Origin of the sequence: Pantoea sp. EKM21T (assembly GCF_011800405.1) — a bacterium.
GTDB classification, from domain to species: Bacteria; Pseudomonadota; Gammaproteobacteria; order Enterobacterales; family Enterobacteriaceae; genus Pantoea; species Pantoea agglomerans.
In genome coordinates, this window is sequence record NZ_JAALFV010000006.1 from 386,755 (window position 1) to 401,586 (window position 14,832).

Consider the following 14,832-nt stretch of genomic DNA (forward strand, 5'->3'; position numbering starts at 1 on the left):
GCACTATGCTGCGCATCGCTCACCTTAATGCCCGTTATGCCGGACAGCCGGTGTTGCAGGATATCAATCTGCAGCTGGATAGCCATGAACTGCTGGTGGTGCTCGGCCCCTCCGGCTGCGGCAAAACCACACTGCTCAATCTGGTTGCCGGTTTCCTGCCGGTGGAGTCGGGCAGCATCACGCTGGATAACCAGCCGGTGACCGGGCCTGGTGCGGAGCGCGGCGTGGTGTTTCAGCATGAAGGATTACTGCCGTGGCGCAATGTGCTGGATAACGTCGCCTTTGGCCTGCAGCTGGCGGGGATGTCACGCCCGGATCGCGACACGATTGCCCGCCGGTTAATCAGGCAGGTGGGGCTGGAGGGCGCGGAAAAGCGCGCCATCTGGCAGTTGTCCGGCGGTCAGCGTCAGCGGGTGGGCATTGCGCGCGCGCTGGCTACCGATCCACAACTGCTGTTGCTGGATGAGCCTTTCGGCGCACTGGATGCCTTTACCCGAGAGCAGATGCAAACCCTGCTGCTGACGCTGTGGCGCGACAGCGGTAAACAGATTCTGTTGATTACGCACGACATAGAAGAGGCGATTTTCCTGGCCAGCGAACTGATTCTGCTGTCGCCAGGACCGGGCCGCATCGTAGAGCGGCTGCGTCCTGGCTTTGGTCAGCGCTTTGCCGCGGGAGAGTCGTGCCGCAGCATCAAATCCGATCCGCAGTTTATCGCCCAGCGCGAGTATGTGCTGAGCCGGGTCTTTGATCAGCGGGAGGCGTTTGCATGAGTGCACTCATCAATGACAAGTCTCTGCCGGTGCGCCGTCGTTTGCGCTGGCCGTTTTCAACCGCCTTTACGCTGAGCATGCTGAGTCTCTCTCTGCTGTTGCTGCTCTGGTGGGGCGTGACCGCGCTGGGCCTGATTGCCCCGCTGTTCCTGCCGTCGCCGCAGCAGGTGTTAAGCAAGCTGCTGCTGATTGCCAGCGCGCAGGGCTTTATGGATGCCACGCTGTGGCAGCATCTGGCCGCCAGCCTGACACGAATGCTGATTGCGCTGACTGCCGCTGCCGCCATCGGTATTCCTGTAGGGATCCTGATGGGCCTCAGCCCGGTCGCTCGCGGGTTGCTCGATCCTCTGATTGAACTCTATCGCCCGATTCCGCCACTCGCCTATCTGCCATTGATGGTGATCTGGTTCGGCATTGGTGAGACCTCGAAAATCCTGCTGATCTATCTGGCGATTTTCGCGCCGGTGACGCTTTCCACCCTGGCCGGTGTGCGTAACACGCAGCAGGTCCGACTGCGTGCGGCGCGCTCGCTGGGGGCTAACCGCTGGCAACTGCTGCGCTGGGTGATTCTGCCAGGCGCGTTGCCGGAGATCCTCACCGGTCTGCGCATCGGTCTGGGGGTTGGCTGGTCAACGCTGGTGGCCGCTGAGCTGATTGCCGCCACGCGGGGTCTGGGTTTTATGGTGCAGTCAGCAGGAGAATTCCTCGCCACCGATGTGGTGCTGGCGGGTATCGCGGTAATCGCCTTTATTGCTTTTAGCTTAGAACTCGGGCTCCGCGCGTTGCAGCGCCGTCTGACGCCCTGGAGTGGAGAACAATCATGAACGAACGTCTCAGTTTTACCCCGCTTGGCCCGTACATTGGCGCGCAGGTCTCAAACCTGGATGTGTCTCGCCCATTGAGTGATGCTCAGTTTGAGCAGCTTTATCATGGCCTGCTTCGTCATCAGGTGCTGTTTCTGCGTGACCAGAAAATAACGCCGGAACAGCACCGCGCGCTGGCAATCCGCTTTGGCGATCTGCATATCCATCCGGTCTATCCGCATGCGGAAGGCGTCGAGGAGATTATCGTGCTGGATACCCATCAGGATAATCCGCCAGATAATGACAACTGGCATACCGATGTCACCTTTATTGATACGCCGCCAGCGATCGCCTTGCTGGCCTCGAAGGTGTTACCGGAGTCGGGGGGTGACACGCTCTGGACCAGCGGCATTGCGGCTTACGAAGCGCTCTCTGAACCCTTTAAGCAGCTGCTGGCAGGTCTCCATGCCGAGCATGATTTCAAAAAGTCATTCCAGGAGTATAAGTACCGCAAAACGGAGGAGGAGCATCAGCGCTGGCAGCAGGCGGTAGCAAAACATCCGCCGGTGCAGCATCCGGTTATCCGCACCCATCCGGTCAGCGGCAAAAAAGCGCTGTTTGTGAATGAGGGCTTTACCACGCGGATCGTCGATTTAAGCGAGAAAGAGAGTGATGCGGTGCTGGGCTTTCTGTTTGCGCACGCCACCAAACCGGAGTTTCAGGTGCGCTGGCGCTGGCAGCCAGACGATCTGGCTATCTGGGATAATCGGGTCACGCAGCATTATGCCAATGCTGATTACTATCCTGCCCGGCGCATTATGCAGCGGGCAACGGTGCTGGGCGATAAACCCCGTTAAAAGAGAATCTCCCCGCTCGCGGGGAGATTTTTTTATGAGGCCATAATCTGTTCGAGCTGTTCCTGCGCTTCCAGCCACGCCATCTCCACCTCTTCCAGCGCAGATTTGCTCTCCGCCTGACGCTGCAGCGCGGTGGTCAGGTCCGCTTTACGGCTCTGTTCATAGATAGCGCTGTCTGAGAGCTGAGCTTCGGCTTCGGCCAGCTGGCTCTGCCATTTGCTCATCTGCTTTTCCAGCTTCTCTATCTCTTTGCGCAGCGGCTGCGTCTGGGTGCGCAGTTCAGCATCACGACGCTTCTGGTCTTTACGCGCCTGGGCACTGTTGCCGTTATCCTGCTTCGGCGCGGCATCCTGTTGCGCCTGCTGCTTCTGCAGATCGCTCAGCCACTTCTGATAATCTTCGAGATCGCCTTCAAACACATCCACTTTGCCATCATGCACCAGATAGAGATCGTCGGTGGTCGCGCGCAGCAGATGTCGGTCGTGCGATACCACGACCAGCGCACCTTCGAAGTCGATCAACGCTTCGGTCAGCGCCTGGCGCATATCGAGATCGAGATGGTTGGTGGGTTCATCCAGCAGCAGCAGGTTAGGGCGCTGCCAGACAATCAGCGCCAGCACCAGTCGCGCTTTCTCTCCGCCGGAGAAGCGCTCAGTGATTTCAGTGACTTTATCGCCGCGGAAATCGAAGCCGCCCAGATAGTCGCGCAGCTGCTGTTCCAGCACCTCAGGCGCAATACGCGACAGATGCTGCAACGGTGACTCATCGGCCCGCAGGTACTCCAGCTGATGCTGGGCGAAGTAACCGAGCTTGATCCCTTTCGCCAGACCCATCTTGCCGTCCATCGCCTCCAGCTCACCCGCCAGCAGCTTAATCAGGGTCGATTTACCGGCACCGTTACGTCCCAGCAGGCCGATGCGCGAGCCGGGGACCAGGTTGAGCTTGATGGCGTCGAGAATAATACGATCGCCATAACCCGCAGTGACCTTCTCCATCTTCATCAGCGGATTAGGCAGGTTCTCCGGCTTGCGGAAAGTGAAGCTGAACGGGTTATCGACATGGGCGGGCGCAATCATCTCCATGCGCTCCAGCATCTTGATGCGGCTCTGCGCCTGTTTTGCCTTGGTGGCCTGAGCGCGGAAGCGATCAATGTAGCTGTGCAGGTGCGCCACTTTCTCCTGCTGGCTCTCATACAGCGACTGCTGCTGAGCCAGTTTGGCGACGCGCTGCCGCTCAAAGGAGCTGTAGTTGCCGGTATATTCGAACATCGACTCCTGTTCGATATGAATAATTTTGTCGATGACGGGATCTAGGAAGTCACGATCGTGCGAAATCAGAATCAGCGTGCCTTCATAACTCTTCAGCCAGCGCTCCAGCCAGATCACCGCATCGAGATCGAGGTGGTTGGTCGGTTCATCCAGCAGCAGCAGATCGGAACGGCAAATCAGCGCCTGTGCCAGGTTGAGGCGCATGCGCCAGCCACCCGAGAAGTCGCTGACCGGGCGTTGCAGCTGTTCCTGACTGAAGCCCAGACCATGCAGCAGGCTTGAGGCGCGCGCATGGATGCTCCAGGCCTGCACCGCGTCCAGCTTGCCATGCAGCAGCGCGATGGCATTGCCATCGTCACGCAGATTGGCGTCCGCCAGTTCTGCTTCAAGCTGGCGAAACTGGCGATCGCCATCAATCACGTACTCCAGCGCGGCTTTATCCAGCGCAGGGGTTTCCTGATTCACCCAGGCCAGCGCCCAGTGAGTGGGGAAAGTGACGGTACCGGCATCGCTGGTGATTTCACCTTTTAACAGCGACAGCAGCGTGGATTTTCCACAGCCGTTTTTACCCACCAGCCCGACCTTCTGGCCGGGATTAATGGTGGCGGTGGCATTGTCGAGCAGGACGCGGATGCCGCGGCGAATTTGTAAGGCTGAGAAGACAATCATGTAAGCGCCGTATCGTCAGAATATGTTAATTTACTGGCAACATAATGAGATTTTGCTGCGTCGTGCATGGTAGCGGAAAACCGCACCAATGACGACGCTTTGGAGGGAAAGGATGTCGCAGCCACCCAGGGTTTTGCTGCTTTATGCTCATCCGGAATCACAGGATTCGATCGCCAATCGGATTCTGCTGCAGCCGGCTCAGGCACTGGAACACGTTACCGTGCACGATCTGTACGCAACCTATCCGGATTTTTTTATCGATATTCACCATGAGCAACAGCTGCTGCGTGAACATGATGTCATCATTTTTCAGCATCCGCTCTATACCTATAGCTGTCCGGCGCTGCTGAAAGAGTGGCTGGACAGAGTTCTGTCGCGCGGTTTCGCCAATGGCGTGGATGGCAATGCGCTGGAAGGAAAGTACTGGCGCAGTGTCGTCACCACCGGAGAACCGGAAAGTGCCTTCAGACATCAGGGTCTGAACCGCTATTCGCTCAATGACATTATGCGTCCTTTTGAGCTGACCGCGCAGATGTGCCGTATGCACTGGATGCCGCCGATGATCGTCTACTGGGCGCGTCGTCAGAGTCCTGAATTAATGAAAAATTACGCCCGCGCCTATGGCGACTGGCTGGCGGCACCGCTGCCGAATGGAGGGGTATAGATGGAAGGGCAAACGCTGCTGACCGCCGGGGTGATTTATCTGGTCGCGGCGGTATTGATTGTACCGGTGGCGGCGCGCCTCGGTATTGGTGCAGTTCTGGGTTATCTGGTGGCGGGTATCGCTATCGGCCCGTGGGGATTAGGCTTTATCAGCGACGTCGACGAGATTCTGCACTTCTCTGAGCTCGGCGTGGTGTTCCTGATGTTTATTATCGGGCTGGAGCTGAACCCGGCAAAGCTGTGGGCGCTGCGCCGCTCCATTTTTGGCGTCGGCGCGGCGCAGGTGATCTTCTCAGCGGCGATTCTGGGCGGCTTATTGTGGCTGACCAACTTTAGCTGGCAGGCGGCGATCATTGGCGGCATTGGTCTGGCGATGTCCTCGACTGCCATGGCCCTGCAGCTGATGATGGATAAAGGCATGAACCGCAGCGAAGCGGGGCAACTGGGCTTTTCGGTGTTGCTGTTTCAGGATATCGCGGTGATCCCAGCCCTGGCGCTGATCCCGCTGCTGGCCGGAACCGACAGCGGTCATATCGACTGGATGAAGGTCGGCATGAAAGTACTGGCGTTTGCCGGCATGCTGGTAGGCGGACGCTATCTGCTGCGGCCTATCTTCCGTTACATCGCTGCGTCGGGCGTGCGCGAAGTCTTTACCGCCGCTTCGCTGCTGCTGGTGCTGGGCTCGGCGCTGTTTATGGATGCGCTGGGTCTGTCGATGGCGCTGGGGACCTTTATTGCCGGGATCCTGCTGGCAGAGAGCGAGTACCGGCATGAGCTGGAAGTCGCCATCGACCCGTTTAAAGGTTTACTGCTGGGCCTGTTCTTTATTTCGGTTGGCATGGCGCTCAACCTCGGTGTGCTCTATACCCATATTGTGACCATCCTGCTGGGTGTCGTGACGCTGGTGGCGGTGAAAACGCTGGTGCTCTATCTGCTGGCGCGCATTTATGGCTTGCGCAGCTCTGAGCGGCAGCAGTTTGCTGGCGTGCTGAGTCAGGGGGGCGAGTTCGCCTTTGTGCTCTTTTCAGCGGCCTCCTCGGCAAAACTGTTCTCTGGCGATCAACTGCCGATGCTGCTGGTGACGGTGACCCTGTCGATGATGACTACGCCGCTGCTGATGAAGGGAATCGATCGTCTGCTGGCACGCCGCTTCAATGAGCCGGATGACGAGGCAGAGAAACACTTTGTCGAAGACGATCAGCCGCAGGTGATTGTGGTGGGCTTTGGTCGCTTCGGGCAGGTGGTGGGTCGTTTGCTGATGGCGAACAACAAACGCATCACCGTGCTTGAGCGCGACATCAGTGCAGTCAGTCTGATGCGGAAATATGGCTATAAGGTCTATTACGGCGACGCCACCGAACTGGAGTTGCTGCGGGCAGCCGGTGCGGCCAGCGCTCAGGCGATTGTGATCACCTGTAACGAGCCCGAAGATGTGATGACGATTGTACATCTGTGCCAGCAGCATTTTCCGCAGTTGCAGATTCAGGCGCGCGCCCGGGGCCGTGTAGAAGCGCATGAACTGCTTCAGGCGGGCGTCACGCAGTTCTCGCGTGAGACCTTCTCCAGTGCGCTGGAGCTGGGACGTAAAACGCTGATGACGCTGGGGATGCATCCGCATCAGGCGCACCGCGCCCAGCAGTATTTCCGCCATCTTGATATGCGGATGCTGCGCGAGCTGATGCCCAATCTCTCTGAAAGCGCGCAGGCTTCGCGCGTCCGTGAAGCGCGGCGTGAACTGGAAGATATCTTCCAGCGCGAAATGCAGCGCGAAAAGCGGCAGATCGACGGCTGGGACGATGATGAATAACCTCTTTAAACAGGCAGAAGCTAATGCGTAAACGTTTTATTGCTGGTGCGACATGCCCGCACTGCCAGGAGAAGGACACGCTGGCAATGTGGCGTGAAAATAATGTCGATGTGGTGGAGTGCGTGAAGTGTGGTCACCAGATGCGTGAGGCCGATAAGCAGGCGCGCGATCAGGTTCGCACTAATGAGCAGGTTATCGGTATTTTTCATCCTGAGTAGCGGAATGGCGCAGCTTTTTTTACGCCTGGACTTACAGCGGGATTGAATTCCGTTACAATTGTCGCCATTAACGCTGTAGTCGCAAGAGAAAGTGAAAACCCTCTTGTACTCAGCCCCGAACCTTTCTGGTTGGTGTTATTGCACGAAAGAATAGACCAATGAGACGGGATCTCAGCTCTCAACGGTTAGGAGATATCATGAAAGTAGCAAAAGACCTGGTGGTAAGCCTGGCCTATCAGGTACGTACAGAAGACGGCGTGTTAGTTGACGAGTCACCGGTGAGTGCACCGTTAGACTACCTGCACGGTCATGGTTCCCTGATTTCTGGTCTGGAAAATGCGCTGGAAAACCACATTGCCGGCGACAAGTTTGACGTGCATATCCCGGCAAACGATGCCTACGGTCAGTATGACGATAACCTGGTGCAGCGCGTTCCTAAAGACGTCTTCATGGGCGTTGACGAACTGCAGGTTGGCATGCGCTTCCTGGCAGAAACCGATCAGGGCCCGGTACCGGTAGAAATCACCGAAGTGGAAGATGATCACGTCGTGGTTGATGGTAACCACATGCTGGCGGGTCAGAACCTGAACTTCAACGTTGAAGTGGTTGCTATCCGCGAAGCCACGCCGGAAGAACTGGCTCATGGCCATGTTCACGGTGCAGATGGCCATCATCATGACCACGATCACGGCCATGATCACGACCACGACCATGATCAGGGTAAAGGCGGTTGTGGCACTGGCGGCTGCGGCTGCAGCCACTAAGTCTCAACAGACCTTTCAAGGCCACCCTCGGGTGGCCTTTCTTTTGGCGCGTATTCTGGTTCTGCCCGGGTAAGCCGGGGCCAGATAGCCCGCGATCAGTAGTGCGGTGGTGGCGTCTCTTCAGATTGTGAGGCGACGATCGATGGCGCATTCGCTTTGAGCTTGTCGGTTAAAATGCGCATCTGCTCACGCATCTTATTCATCTCCAGCTCATGCTGAACGACCGCGCTGTTCAGCTGATCGATAGTCATCTCCTGAAAGGCCAGTTTGCTCTCCAGCGTCTCCAGACGCTGTTCCCACTCAGATTGTTGCATGACCTGTTCCTCTGTTAAGGTGCGACTCGGGGCGTGATTCTACGATCTGAATGCCAGGAATCACCTGTTTTTTTCACGCCCGGAGGCGTTGCGCTTGAAAAAAGGCAGCGCGGCATCATCTCTGATGAAACTTCCCGATGTTATAAAGGTCGGAGGTTAACCGGGTAATTACATTGTGGGAGTGTTCGACACTGCCACGTAAAGTTATAGTGTGGACCCTGAAGTCCGCAATGTTTCCCGAGGTTAGACGCTTCGGTTTTGGAGAATGGATGAAATCACTGTTTAAAGTCACATTGTTAGCTACCACCATGGCTGTTGCGCTGAATGCTCCGCTGGCAATGGCGGCAGATACCGCTGCGGCGCCACAGGCTGCACCAGCCGCCGCGCCACAGTCTGCGCCTCAGGCACCGAAAAATGCTGCCTTCAAAGATGAAGACCAGCAGTCTGCCTACGCGCTGGGTGCTTCGCTGGGTCGCTACATGGACAACTCCCTGAAGGAGCAGGAAAAACTGGGCATCAAACTGGATAAGCAGCAGCTGATCGCTGGTGTTCAGGATGCATTTGGTGGCAAGAGCAAACTCTCTGATGAAGAGATTGAGCAGACGCTGCAATCCTTTGAAGGCCGCGTGAAAGGCGCAGCCTCAGCGAAAATGGAAAAAGATGCGAAAGAGAACTCTGAAAAGGGCGAAGCTTACGCAACCAAATTTGCTAAAGAGAGCGGCGTGAAGAAAACCGAAAGCGGCCTGCTGTATAAAGTTGAGAAAGAGGGTACCGGCGACGCACCTAAAGACAGCGATACTGTAGTGGTAAACTACAAAGGTACGCTGATTGACGGTACTGAATTCGACAACTCTTATACCCGTGGCGAGCCACTTTCATTCCGTCTGGATGGTGTCATCCCGGGCTGGACTGAAGGTCTGAAGCACGTGAAGAAAGGCGGCAAGATCAAGCTGGTTATCCCACCAAATCTGGCTTACGGCAAAAATGGCGTTCCGGGCATCCCGGCTAACTCCACCCTGGTGTTTGATGTCGAGCTGCTTGATATCAAACCAGCGCCAAAGGCAGATGAAAAAGCACAGGCTCCAGCGCCTGCTGCTGCAGAAAAAGCGCAGTAATCTGCTGACCGCCGCCTCCGGGCGGCGGTTTCATTTCGGCTTCACGACAAACCTCTGGCATAAGCCGACGACATTTGCCAGACTAATGCCTGCCTAATTATCCCAATATTGAGTCTGCCCATAAGCCGCTGTGACAGGCTCCAGCCATTCAGGGTGATACTCTTCAATGTCTAATCCATTCAATCCGGGTGAACTGAGCGACTTCGATCTTCTGGAGCAGCGCCCGTTCGAACAAAGTGATTACGATATTCTGAAATCGTACGAGGCTGTCGTGGATGGCCTGGCGATGTTGATCGGTTCGCATTGTGAAATTGTCCTGCATTCGCTTGAAGATCTTAAGTGTTCGGCCGTGCGTATCGCTAATGGTGAACACACTGGACGTAAAGTCGGTTCGCCTATTACCGATTTAGCCCTGCGTATGCTGCATGATATGCATGGCGCGGACAGTAATGTCTCCCGTGCCTACTTCACACGTGCCAAAAGCGGCGTGCTGATGAAATCAGTCACGATTGCGATTCGTAACCGTCAGCAGCGGGTCATTGGCTTGCTCTGCATCAACATGAACCTTGATGTGCCGTTCTCACAGATCATGTCGACCTTTATGCCGCCCGAGATGCAGCAGGTTGACTCCAACGTCAACTTCGCCAGTTCGGTAGACGATCTGGTGATGCAGACGCTGGAGTTCACCATTGAAGAGGTGAGTGCTGATCGTAATGTATCGAACAACGCCAAGAATCGTCAGATTGTGCTGAACCTGTATGAGAAGGGGATCTTCGACATCAAGGATGCCATCAACCAGGTGGCCGATCGGCTGAATATTTCCAAACACACCGTCTATCTCTACATCCGTCAGTTTAAAAATGGCGACTTCCAGGGGCAGGAGCGGTAATGCGTTACACCCTGCTGGTCACCGGACCGGCTTACGGTACGCAACAGGCGACCAGTGCCTGGCTGTTTGCCCGCGCACTGCTGACGGCAGGCCATCAGCTTGACAGCGTTTTCTTCTATCGCGAAGGGGTGCTGAACGCTAACCAACTGACGTCGCCCGCCAGTGATGAGTTTGATCTGGTGCGCGCGTGGCAGACATTGCATCAGGAGCAGGGTGTGGCACTGAATATTTGTGTGGCGGCCGCGCTGCGTCGTGGCGTCAGCGACCAGCAGGAAGCGGCACGACTCCAGCTGGCGGGCAGTAACCTGCAGCCGGGCTTTACCCTGAGTGGGCTGGGCGCGCTGGCGGAAGCGGCGCTGAGCTGTGAACGCATGGTGCAGTTCTGATGAATCGGGTCGCGTTTGTCTTTACCCGGGCGCCGCACGGCAGCAGCGCAGGACGTGAGGGGCTGGATGCCGCGCTGGCCACGGGCGCGCTCAGTGAGGATATCGGCCTGTTTTTTATCGGTGATGGCGTGCTGCAACTTAATCTGCACCAGCAACCTGAGACGATTAAGAGCCGTCACTATGCCGCGACCTTTGGCGTGCTGGCACTGTATGAGATTGAACACTGCTATCTCTGCCGGACATCGCTGATAGCGCGTGGATTAGAGGTTGACGCTGACCGGTTGCTGGATGTTACGCTACTGGACGCGCCGGCGCTGCGACAGACGCTGGCCAGCTACGATCGCATTCTTACTTTTTAAGAGACGTTAATGCTGCATACGTTACTGCACTCACCGGCACACTGTGACCTTGAGAGCCTGCTTTTAATGGCGGGTGCGGGTGATGACCTGCTGCTATTGCAGGATGGCGTGCTGGCCGCTTTAGCTGGCAGCCACGCATTGATGCGACTGTCAGAGAGCGAAGCGACGCTCTGGGTGCTGGACGAAGATGTCCAGGCTCGCGGTCTCGCTGGACAAATTTCGACCCGTGTGCAGTCAGTAGACTATACTGGGTTTGTCACGCTAACGATCAGGCATCAGCAACAAATGGTCTGGTAATCGGCTAAAACCTGGTTATTTCTTGACACCCCTTTGACTCAGCCCTAAAATTCTGCCTCCTCGTAATTCTACGAGGCGATTTATTACGTGTTTACGAAGCAAAAGCAAATCCAGGAGCTATTTAATGGCAACAGTTAACCAGCTGGTTCGCAAACCACGCGTCCGCAAAGTTGCAAAGAGCAACGTGCCGGCGCTGGAAGCTTGCCCGCAAAAACGTGGCGTTTGTACTCGTGTGTACACCACCACTCCTAAGAAACCAAACTCCGCACTGCGTAAAGTCTGCCGTGTGCGTTTGACCAACGGTTTTGAAGTTACCTCCTACATTGGTGGTGAAGGTCATAACCTGCAGGAACACTCCGTGATCCTGATCCGTGGCGGTCGTGTAAAAGACCTGCCAGGTGTGCGTTACCACACCGTTCGTGGCGCGCTTGACTGCTCAGGTGTTAAAGACCGTAAGCAGGCTCGCTCCAAGTACGGCGTGAAGAAGCCAAAGGCTTAATGGTTCTCCGTTAAGTAAGGCCAAACGTTTTAAATTAAATGTCAAAATAAACTCATAGAGTTTTGGACAATCCTGAATTAACAACGGAGTATTTCCATGCCACGTCGTCGCGTCATTGGTCAGCGTAAAATTCTGCCAGATCCTAAGTTCGGATCAGAGCTGCTGGCCAAATTTGTAAATATCCTGATGGTAGATGGTAAAAAATCTACTGCAGAATCAATCGTTTATACCGCGCTTGAGACCCTGGCTCAGCGTTCAGGTAAAAACGCGCTGGAATCTTTTGAAGTAGCTCTGGAAAACGTGCGTCCGACTGTCGAAGTTAAGTCACGTCGCGTTGGTGGTTCTACTTATCAGGTACCAGTAGAAGTCCGTCCGGTTCGTCGTAATGCTCTGGCAATGCGCTGGATCGTAGATGCTGCTCGTAAACGCGGTGATAAATCAATGGCTCTTCGCCTGGCGAACGAACTTTCTGATGCTGCAGAGAACAAAGGTACAGCAGTTAAGAAACGTGAAGACGTTCACCGCATGGCAGAAGCCAACAAGGCGTTCGCACACTACCGTTGGTAATCACCACGTAGTTGTTAAACCAGCGGGCGCTCAATCAGCCAACCCGCTGGGGTCGACTTACCTTGAACGTCCGAGAATCAGAGGAATCAAATGGCTCGTAAAACACCCATTGCCCGCTACCGTAATATCGGTATCAGTGCGCACATCGACGCCGGTAAGACTACCACTACCGAACGCGTTCTGTTCTACACCGGTGTAAACCACAAAATCGGTGAAGTACATGACGGCGCAGCAACCATGGACTGGATGGAGCAGGAACAGGAACGTGGTATTACCATCACCTCCGCTGCGACCACCTGTTACTGGTCTGGTATGGCCAAGCAGTTTGAACCACACCACGTAAACATTATCGACACCCCAGGACACGTTGACTTCACCATCGAAGTTGAACGTTCTATGCGTGTGCTTGATGGCGCGGTAATGGTTTACTGTGCAGTTGGTGGCGTTCAGCCACAGTCTGAGACCGTATGGCGTCAGGCTAACAAATATAAAGTTCCACGCATTGCGTTCGTTAACAAAATGGACCGCATGGGTGCTAACTTCCTGAAAGTTGTTAAACAGATGGAAGTTCGTCTGGGCGCAACTCCAGTTCCTCTGCAGCTGGCTATCGGCGCAGAAGAGAAATTCACCGGTGTTGTTGACCTGGTGAAAATGAAAGCAATCAACTGGAACGACGCAGACCAGGGTGTAACCTTCGTCTACGAAGATATTCCAGCTGATATGCAGGAACTGGCTGAAGAATGGCATGCGAAGCTGGTTGAAGCCGCTGCTGAAGGCTCTGATGAGCTGATGGAGAAATTCTTCGGTGGTGAAGAACTGACTGAAGAAGAGATCAAAACATCTCTGCGTAAGCGTGTTCTGAACAACGAAATTATCCTGGTAACCTGTGGTTCTGCATTTAAGAACAAAGGTGTTCAGGCGATGCTGGATGCAGTTGTTGAATATCTGCCAGCACCGACTGACGTTACCGCGATCAACGGTATGCTGGACGACGGTAAAGACACGCCGGCTGTTCGTCACTCTGATGACAACGAGCCGTTTGCTGCACTGGCGTTCAAAATCGCTACCGACCCGTTCGTGGGTAACTTAACCTTCTTCCGCGTTTACTCTGGTGTTGTTAACACGGGTGACACCGTGTTCAACCCGGTTAAGTCAAACCGTGAGCGTCTGGGCCGTATCGTTCAGATGCACGCTAACAAGCGTGAAGAGATTAAAGAAGTTCGTGCGGGTGATATCGCAGCTGCGATCGGCCTGAAAGATGTGACCACTGGTGACACCCTGTGTGACCCAGATAACGTCATCATCCTTGAGCGCATGGAGTTCCCGGAGCCGGTAATCTCTATCGCCGTTGAGCCAAAAACCAAAGCTGACCAGGAAAAAATGGGTCTGGCTCTGGGCCGTCTGGCAAAAGAAGACCCATCATTCCGCGTATGGACTGATGAAGAATCTAACCAGACCATCATCGCCGGTATGGGTGAATTGCACCTCGACATCATCGTTGACCGTATGAAGCGTGAGTTCAACGTTGAAGCAAACGTGGGTAAACCACAGGTTGCTTACCGTGAAGCGATTCGCAACAAAGTTACCGATGTTGAAGGTAAACACGCCAAGCAGTCTGGTGGTCGTGGTCAGTATGGCCATGTTGTTATCGACATGTACCCACTGGAGCCAGGTTCGAACCCGAAAGGCTACGAATTTGTCAACGACATCAAAGGTGGTGTGATTCCTGGTGAATACATCCCTGCGGTTGACAAAGGTATCCAGGAGCAGCTGAAATCAGGCCCTCTGGCTGGTTACCCGGTTGTGGATCTGGGCGTGCGTCTGCACTTCGGTTCTTACCACGATGTCGACTCCTCAGAACTGGCGTTTAAACTGGCCGCGTCTCTTGCCTTCAAACAAGGCTTTAAACAAGCGACACCTGTTCTGCTTGAGCCTATCATGAAGGTTGAAGTTGAAACGCCAGAAGAGAACACGGGTGATGTCATCGGTGACCTTAGCCGTCGTCGTGGTATGCTCAAAGGGCAGGAATCTAACGCTACTGGCGTTCAGATTCACGCTGAAGTTCCGTTGTCTGAGATGTTCGGATACGCAACTCAGCTGCGTTCTCTGACCAAAGGTCGTGCTTCTTACTCCATGGAGTTCCTGAAGTATGACGATGCGCCAAACAACGTAGCGCAGGCCGTTATTGAAGCTCGTAGCAAATAAGCTACGGTTTAAATTTGAACTGATGCCTTCACCCAGATGGTGAAGGCACAACGTAAGGAATTATCGCCATGGCGAAAGAGCAATTTCAGCGTAACAAACTGCACGTAAACGTGGGCACCATCGGTCACGTCGACCACGGTAAAACCACCCTGACTGCAGCTATCACCACCGTACTGTCTAAAACTTACGGCGGCCAGGCTCGTGCATTCGATCAGATCGATAACGCACCAGAAGAGAAAGCACGTGGTATCACCATCAACACTTCACACGTTGAGTATGAAACCCCGACTCGCCACTATGCGCACGTTGACTGCCCAGGCCACGCCGACTATGTGAAAAACATGATCACCGGTGCTGCGCAGATGGACGGCGCGATCCT

At 55.1% G+C, this 14,832-nt stretch carries 18 protein-coding genes; 16 read left to right on the plus strand and 2 right to left on the minus strand.

All coding sequences use genetic code 11. From position 1 onward, the window contains the following. Nucleotides 1-5: 5 nt before the first annotated feature. Genes tauB through tauD form a run of 3 tightly spaced genes read left to right on the plus strand, consistent with a single transcriptional unit; the run spans nucleotide 6 to nucleotide 2,433 of the window. Nucleotides 6-773, plus strand: a complete 768-nt coding sequence (gene tauB, locus HFD87_RS14885) for a taurine ABC transporter ATP-binding subunit (RefSeq protein ID WP_010253049.1) — start codon at nucleotides 6-8, stop codon at nucleotides 771-773. After that, nucleotides 770-1,597 (plus strand): taurine ABC transporter permease TauC, encoded by an 828-nt coding sequence (gene tauC, locus HFD87_RS14890; RefSeq protein WP_010253046.1) that lies wholly within the window; start codon nucleotides 770-772, stop codon nucleotides 1,595-1,597. Before tauB ends, tauC begins: the two co-directional genes overlap by 4 nt. Next, nucleotides 1,594-2,433, plus strand: a complete 840-nt coding sequence (gene tauD, locus HFD87_RS14895; protein ID WP_010253043.1) for a taurine dioxygenase — start codon at nucleotides 1,594-1,596, stop codon at nucleotides 2,431-2,433. The genes tauC and tauD overlap by 4 nt, the downstream gene beginning before the upstream one ends. 32 nt (nucleotides 2,434-2,465) lie before the next feature. Here tauD and HFD87_RS14900 read toward each other — a convergent pair whose 3' ends face one another. Then, nucleotides 2,466-4,370: an ABC transporter ATP-binding protein gene (locus tag HFD87_RS14900; protein WP_010671582.1), complete on the minus strand. Its 1,905-nt coding sequence runs from the start codon at nucleotides 4,368-4,370 to the stop codon at nucleotides 2,466-2,468. Nucleotides 4,371-4,482: 112 nt separating this feature from the next. Between HFD87_RS14900 and kefG the strand changes: the two genes are divergently transcribed. The 4 genes from kefG to slyD all read left to right on the plus strand — a co-directional run bounded on the left by kefG (nucleotide 4,483) and on the right by slyD (nucleotide 7,822). Beyond that, nucleotides 4,483-5,034, plus strand: coding sequence for a glutathione-regulated potassium-efflux system ancillary protein KefG (kefG, locus tag HFD87_RS14905; protein WP_010253037.1), 552 nt, complete (start codon nucleotides 4,483-4,485; stop codon nucleotides 5,032-5,034). After that, nucleotides 5,035-6,840, plus strand: a complete 1,806-nt coding sequence (gene kefB / locus HFD87_RS14910) for a glutathione-regulated potassium-efflux system protein KefB (RefSeq protein ID WP_010253035.1) — start codon at nucleotides 5,035-5,037, stop codon at nucleotides 6,838-6,840. A gap of 23 nt (nucleotides 6,841-6,863) precedes the next feature. Continuing rightward, nucleotides 6,864-7,058: a YheV family putative zinc ribbon protein gene (locus HFD87_RS14915; RefSeq protein WP_010253033.1), complete on the plus strand. Its 195-nt coding sequence runs from the start codon at nucleotides 6,864-6,866 to the stop codon at nucleotides 7,056-7,058. 197 nt (nucleotides 7,059-7,255) lie between these two features. Continuing rightward, nucleotides 7,256-7,822, plus strand: coding sequence for a peptidylprolyl isomerase (slyD, locus tag HFD87_RS14920; RefSeq protein ID WP_010671583.1), 567 nt, complete (start codon nucleotides 7,256-7,258; stop codon nucleotides 7,820-7,822). A gap of 95 nt (nucleotides 7,823-7,917) precedes the next feature. On the opposite strand, the gene HFD87_RS14925 is transcribed toward slyD, so the two are convergent. After that, nucleotides 7,918-8,136 carry a SlyX family protein gene (locus tag HFD87_RS14925; protein ID WP_010253031.1) on the minus strand — a complete coding sequence of 73 codons (219 nt, stop codon included), beginning with the start codon at nucleotides 8,134-8,136 and terminating at the stop codon, nucleotides 7,918-7,920. Nucleotides 8,137-8,405: 269 nt separating this feature from the next. Here HFD87_RS14925 and fkpA point away from each other — a divergent pair, with 269 nt between their 5' ends. From fkpA to HFD87_RS14970, 9 genes are all read left to right on the plus strand, one after another. After that, nucleotides 8,406-9,251: an FKBP-type peptidyl-prolyl cis-trans isomerase gene (gene fkpA, locus HFD87_RS14930; protein ID WP_010253030.1), complete on the plus strand. Its 846-nt coding sequence runs from the start codon at nucleotides 8,406-8,408 to the stop codon at nucleotides 9,249-9,251. A 166-nt stretch (nucleotides 9,252-9,417) separates the two neighbouring features. Continuing rightward, on the plus strand, nucleotides 9,418-10,140 hold the full coding sequence (locus tag HFD87_RS14935) for a transcriptional regulator (RefSeq protein ID WP_010253029.1): 723 nt from the start codon (nucleotides 9,418-9,420) through the stop codon (nucleotides 10,138-10,140). Next, entirely contained in the window at nucleotides 10,140-10,526 is a 387-nt protein-coding gene (gene tusD / locus HFD87_RS14940) for a sulfurtransferase complex subunit TusD (protein WP_010253028.1), read from the plus strand. The genes HFD87_RS14935 and tusD overlap by 1 nt, the downstream gene beginning before the upstream one ends. Next, nucleotides 10,526-10,885 carry a sulfurtransferase complex subunit TusC gene (tusC, locus tag HFD87_RS14945; RefSeq protein WP_010253027.1) on the plus strand — a complete coding sequence of 120 codons (360 nt, stop codon included), beginning with the start codon at nucleotides 10,526-10,528 and terminating at the stop codon, nucleotides 10,883-10,885. Before tusD ends, tusC begins: the two co-directional genes overlap by 1 nt. Nucleotides 10,886-10,894: 9 nt before the next feature. Beyond that, on the plus strand, nucleotides 10,895-11,182 hold the full coding sequence (gene tusB, locus HFD87_RS14950; protein WP_010253026.1) for a sulfurtransferase complex subunit TusB: 288 nt from the start codon (nucleotides 10,895-10,897) through the stop codon (nucleotides 11,180-11,182). 124 nt (nucleotides 11,183-11,306) lie between these two features. Beyond that, nucleotides 11,307-11,681, plus strand: coding sequence for a 30S ribosomal protein S12 (gene rpsL / locus HFD87_RS14955; RefSeq protein WP_003852912.1), 375 nt, complete (start codon nucleotides 11,307-11,309; stop codon nucleotides 11,679-11,681). A gap of 96 nt (nucleotides 11,682-11,777) precedes the next feature. Next, on the plus strand, nucleotides 11,778-12,248 hold the full coding sequence (gene rpsG / locus HFD87_RS14960) for a 30S ribosomal protein S7 (protein ID WP_003852909.1): 471 nt from the start codon (nucleotides 11,778-11,780) through the stop codon (nucleotides 12,246-12,248). A gap of 90 nt (nucleotides 12,249-12,338) precedes the next feature. Further along, a complete protein-coding gene (gene fusA / locus HFD87_RS14965; RefSeq protein WP_010253020.1) occupies nucleotides 12,339-14,453 on the plus strand; it encodes an elongation factor G in 2,115 nt (704 codons plus the stop codon). Nucleotides 14,454-14,521: 68 nt separating this feature from the next. Next, on the plus strand, nucleotides 14,522-14,832 hold a 311-nt coding region (locus HFD87_RS14970; RefSeq protein ID WP_240323539.1), incomplete at its 3' end, for a GTP-binding protein.

Excerpts from the sequence above, each read along its gene's own strand:
- rpsG (WP_003852909.1), top strand. The coding sequence starts at position 11,778 with ATGCCACGTCGTCGCGTCATTGGTCAGCGTAAAATTCTGCCAGATCCT.
- tusC (WP_010253027.1), top strand. The coding sequence starts at position 10,526 with ATGAATCGGGTCGCGTTTGTCTTTACCCGGGCGCCGCACGGCAGCAGC.
- HFD87_RS14900 (WP_010671582.1), bottom strand. The coding sequence starts at position 4,370 with ATGATTGTCTTCTCAGCCTTACAAATTCGCCGCGGCATCCGCGTCCTG.
- HFD87_RS14925 (WP_010253031.1), bottom strand. The coding sequence starts at position 8,136 with ATGCAACAATCTGAGTGGGAACAGCGTCTGGAGACGCTGGAGAGCAAA.
- tauB (WP_010253049.1), top strand. The coding sequence starts at position 6 with ATGCTGCGCATCGCTCACCTTAATGCCCGTTATGCCGGACAGCCGGTG.
- HFD87_RS14915 (WP_010253033.1), top strand. The coding sequence starts at position 6,864 with ATGCGTAAACGTTTTATTGCTGGTGCGACATGCCCGCACTGCCAGGAG.
- slyD (WP_010671583.1), top strand. The coding sequence starts at position 7,256 with ATGAAAGTAGCAAAAGACCTGGTGGTAAGCCTGGCCTATCAGGTACGT.
- tusD (WP_010253028.1), top strand. The coding sequence starts at position 10,140 with ATGCGTTACACCCTGCTGGTCACCGGACCGGCTTACGGTACGCAACAG.
- tusB (WP_010253026.1), top strand. The coding sequence starts at position 10,895 with ATGCTGCATACGTTACTGCACTCACCGGCACACTGTGACCTTGAGAGC.
- tauD (WP_010253043.1), top strand. The coding sequence starts at position 1,594 with ATGAACGAACGTCTCAGTTTTACCCCGCTTGGCCCGTACATTGGCGCG.
- fusA (WP_010253020.1), top strand. The coding sequence starts at position 12,339 with ATGGCTCGTAAAACACCCATTGCCCGCTACCGTAATATCGGTATCAGT.
- fkpA (WP_010253030.1), top strand. The coding sequence starts at position 8,406 with ATGAAATCACTGTTTAAAGTCACATTGTTAGCTACCACCATGGCTGTT.
- kefG (WP_010253037.1), top strand. The coding sequence starts at position 4,483 with ATGTCGCAGCCACCCAGGGTTTTGCTGCTTTATGCTCATCCGGAATCA.
- tauC (WP_010253046.1), top strand. The coding sequence starts at position 770 with ATGAGTGCACTCATCAATGACAAGTCTCTGCCGGTGCGCCGTCGTTTG.
- HFD87_RS14935 (WP_010253029.1), top strand. The coding sequence starts at position 9,418 with ATGTCTAATCCATTCAATCCGGGTGAACTGAGCGACTTCGATCTTCTG.
- rpsL (WP_003852912.1), top strand. The coding sequence starts at position 11,307 with ATGGCAACAGTTAACCAGCTGGTTCGCAAACCACGCGTCCGCAAAGTT.
- kefB (WP_010253035.1), top strand. The coding sequence starts at position 5,035 with ATGGAAGGGCAAACGCTGCTGACCGCCGGGGTGATTTATCTGGTCGCG.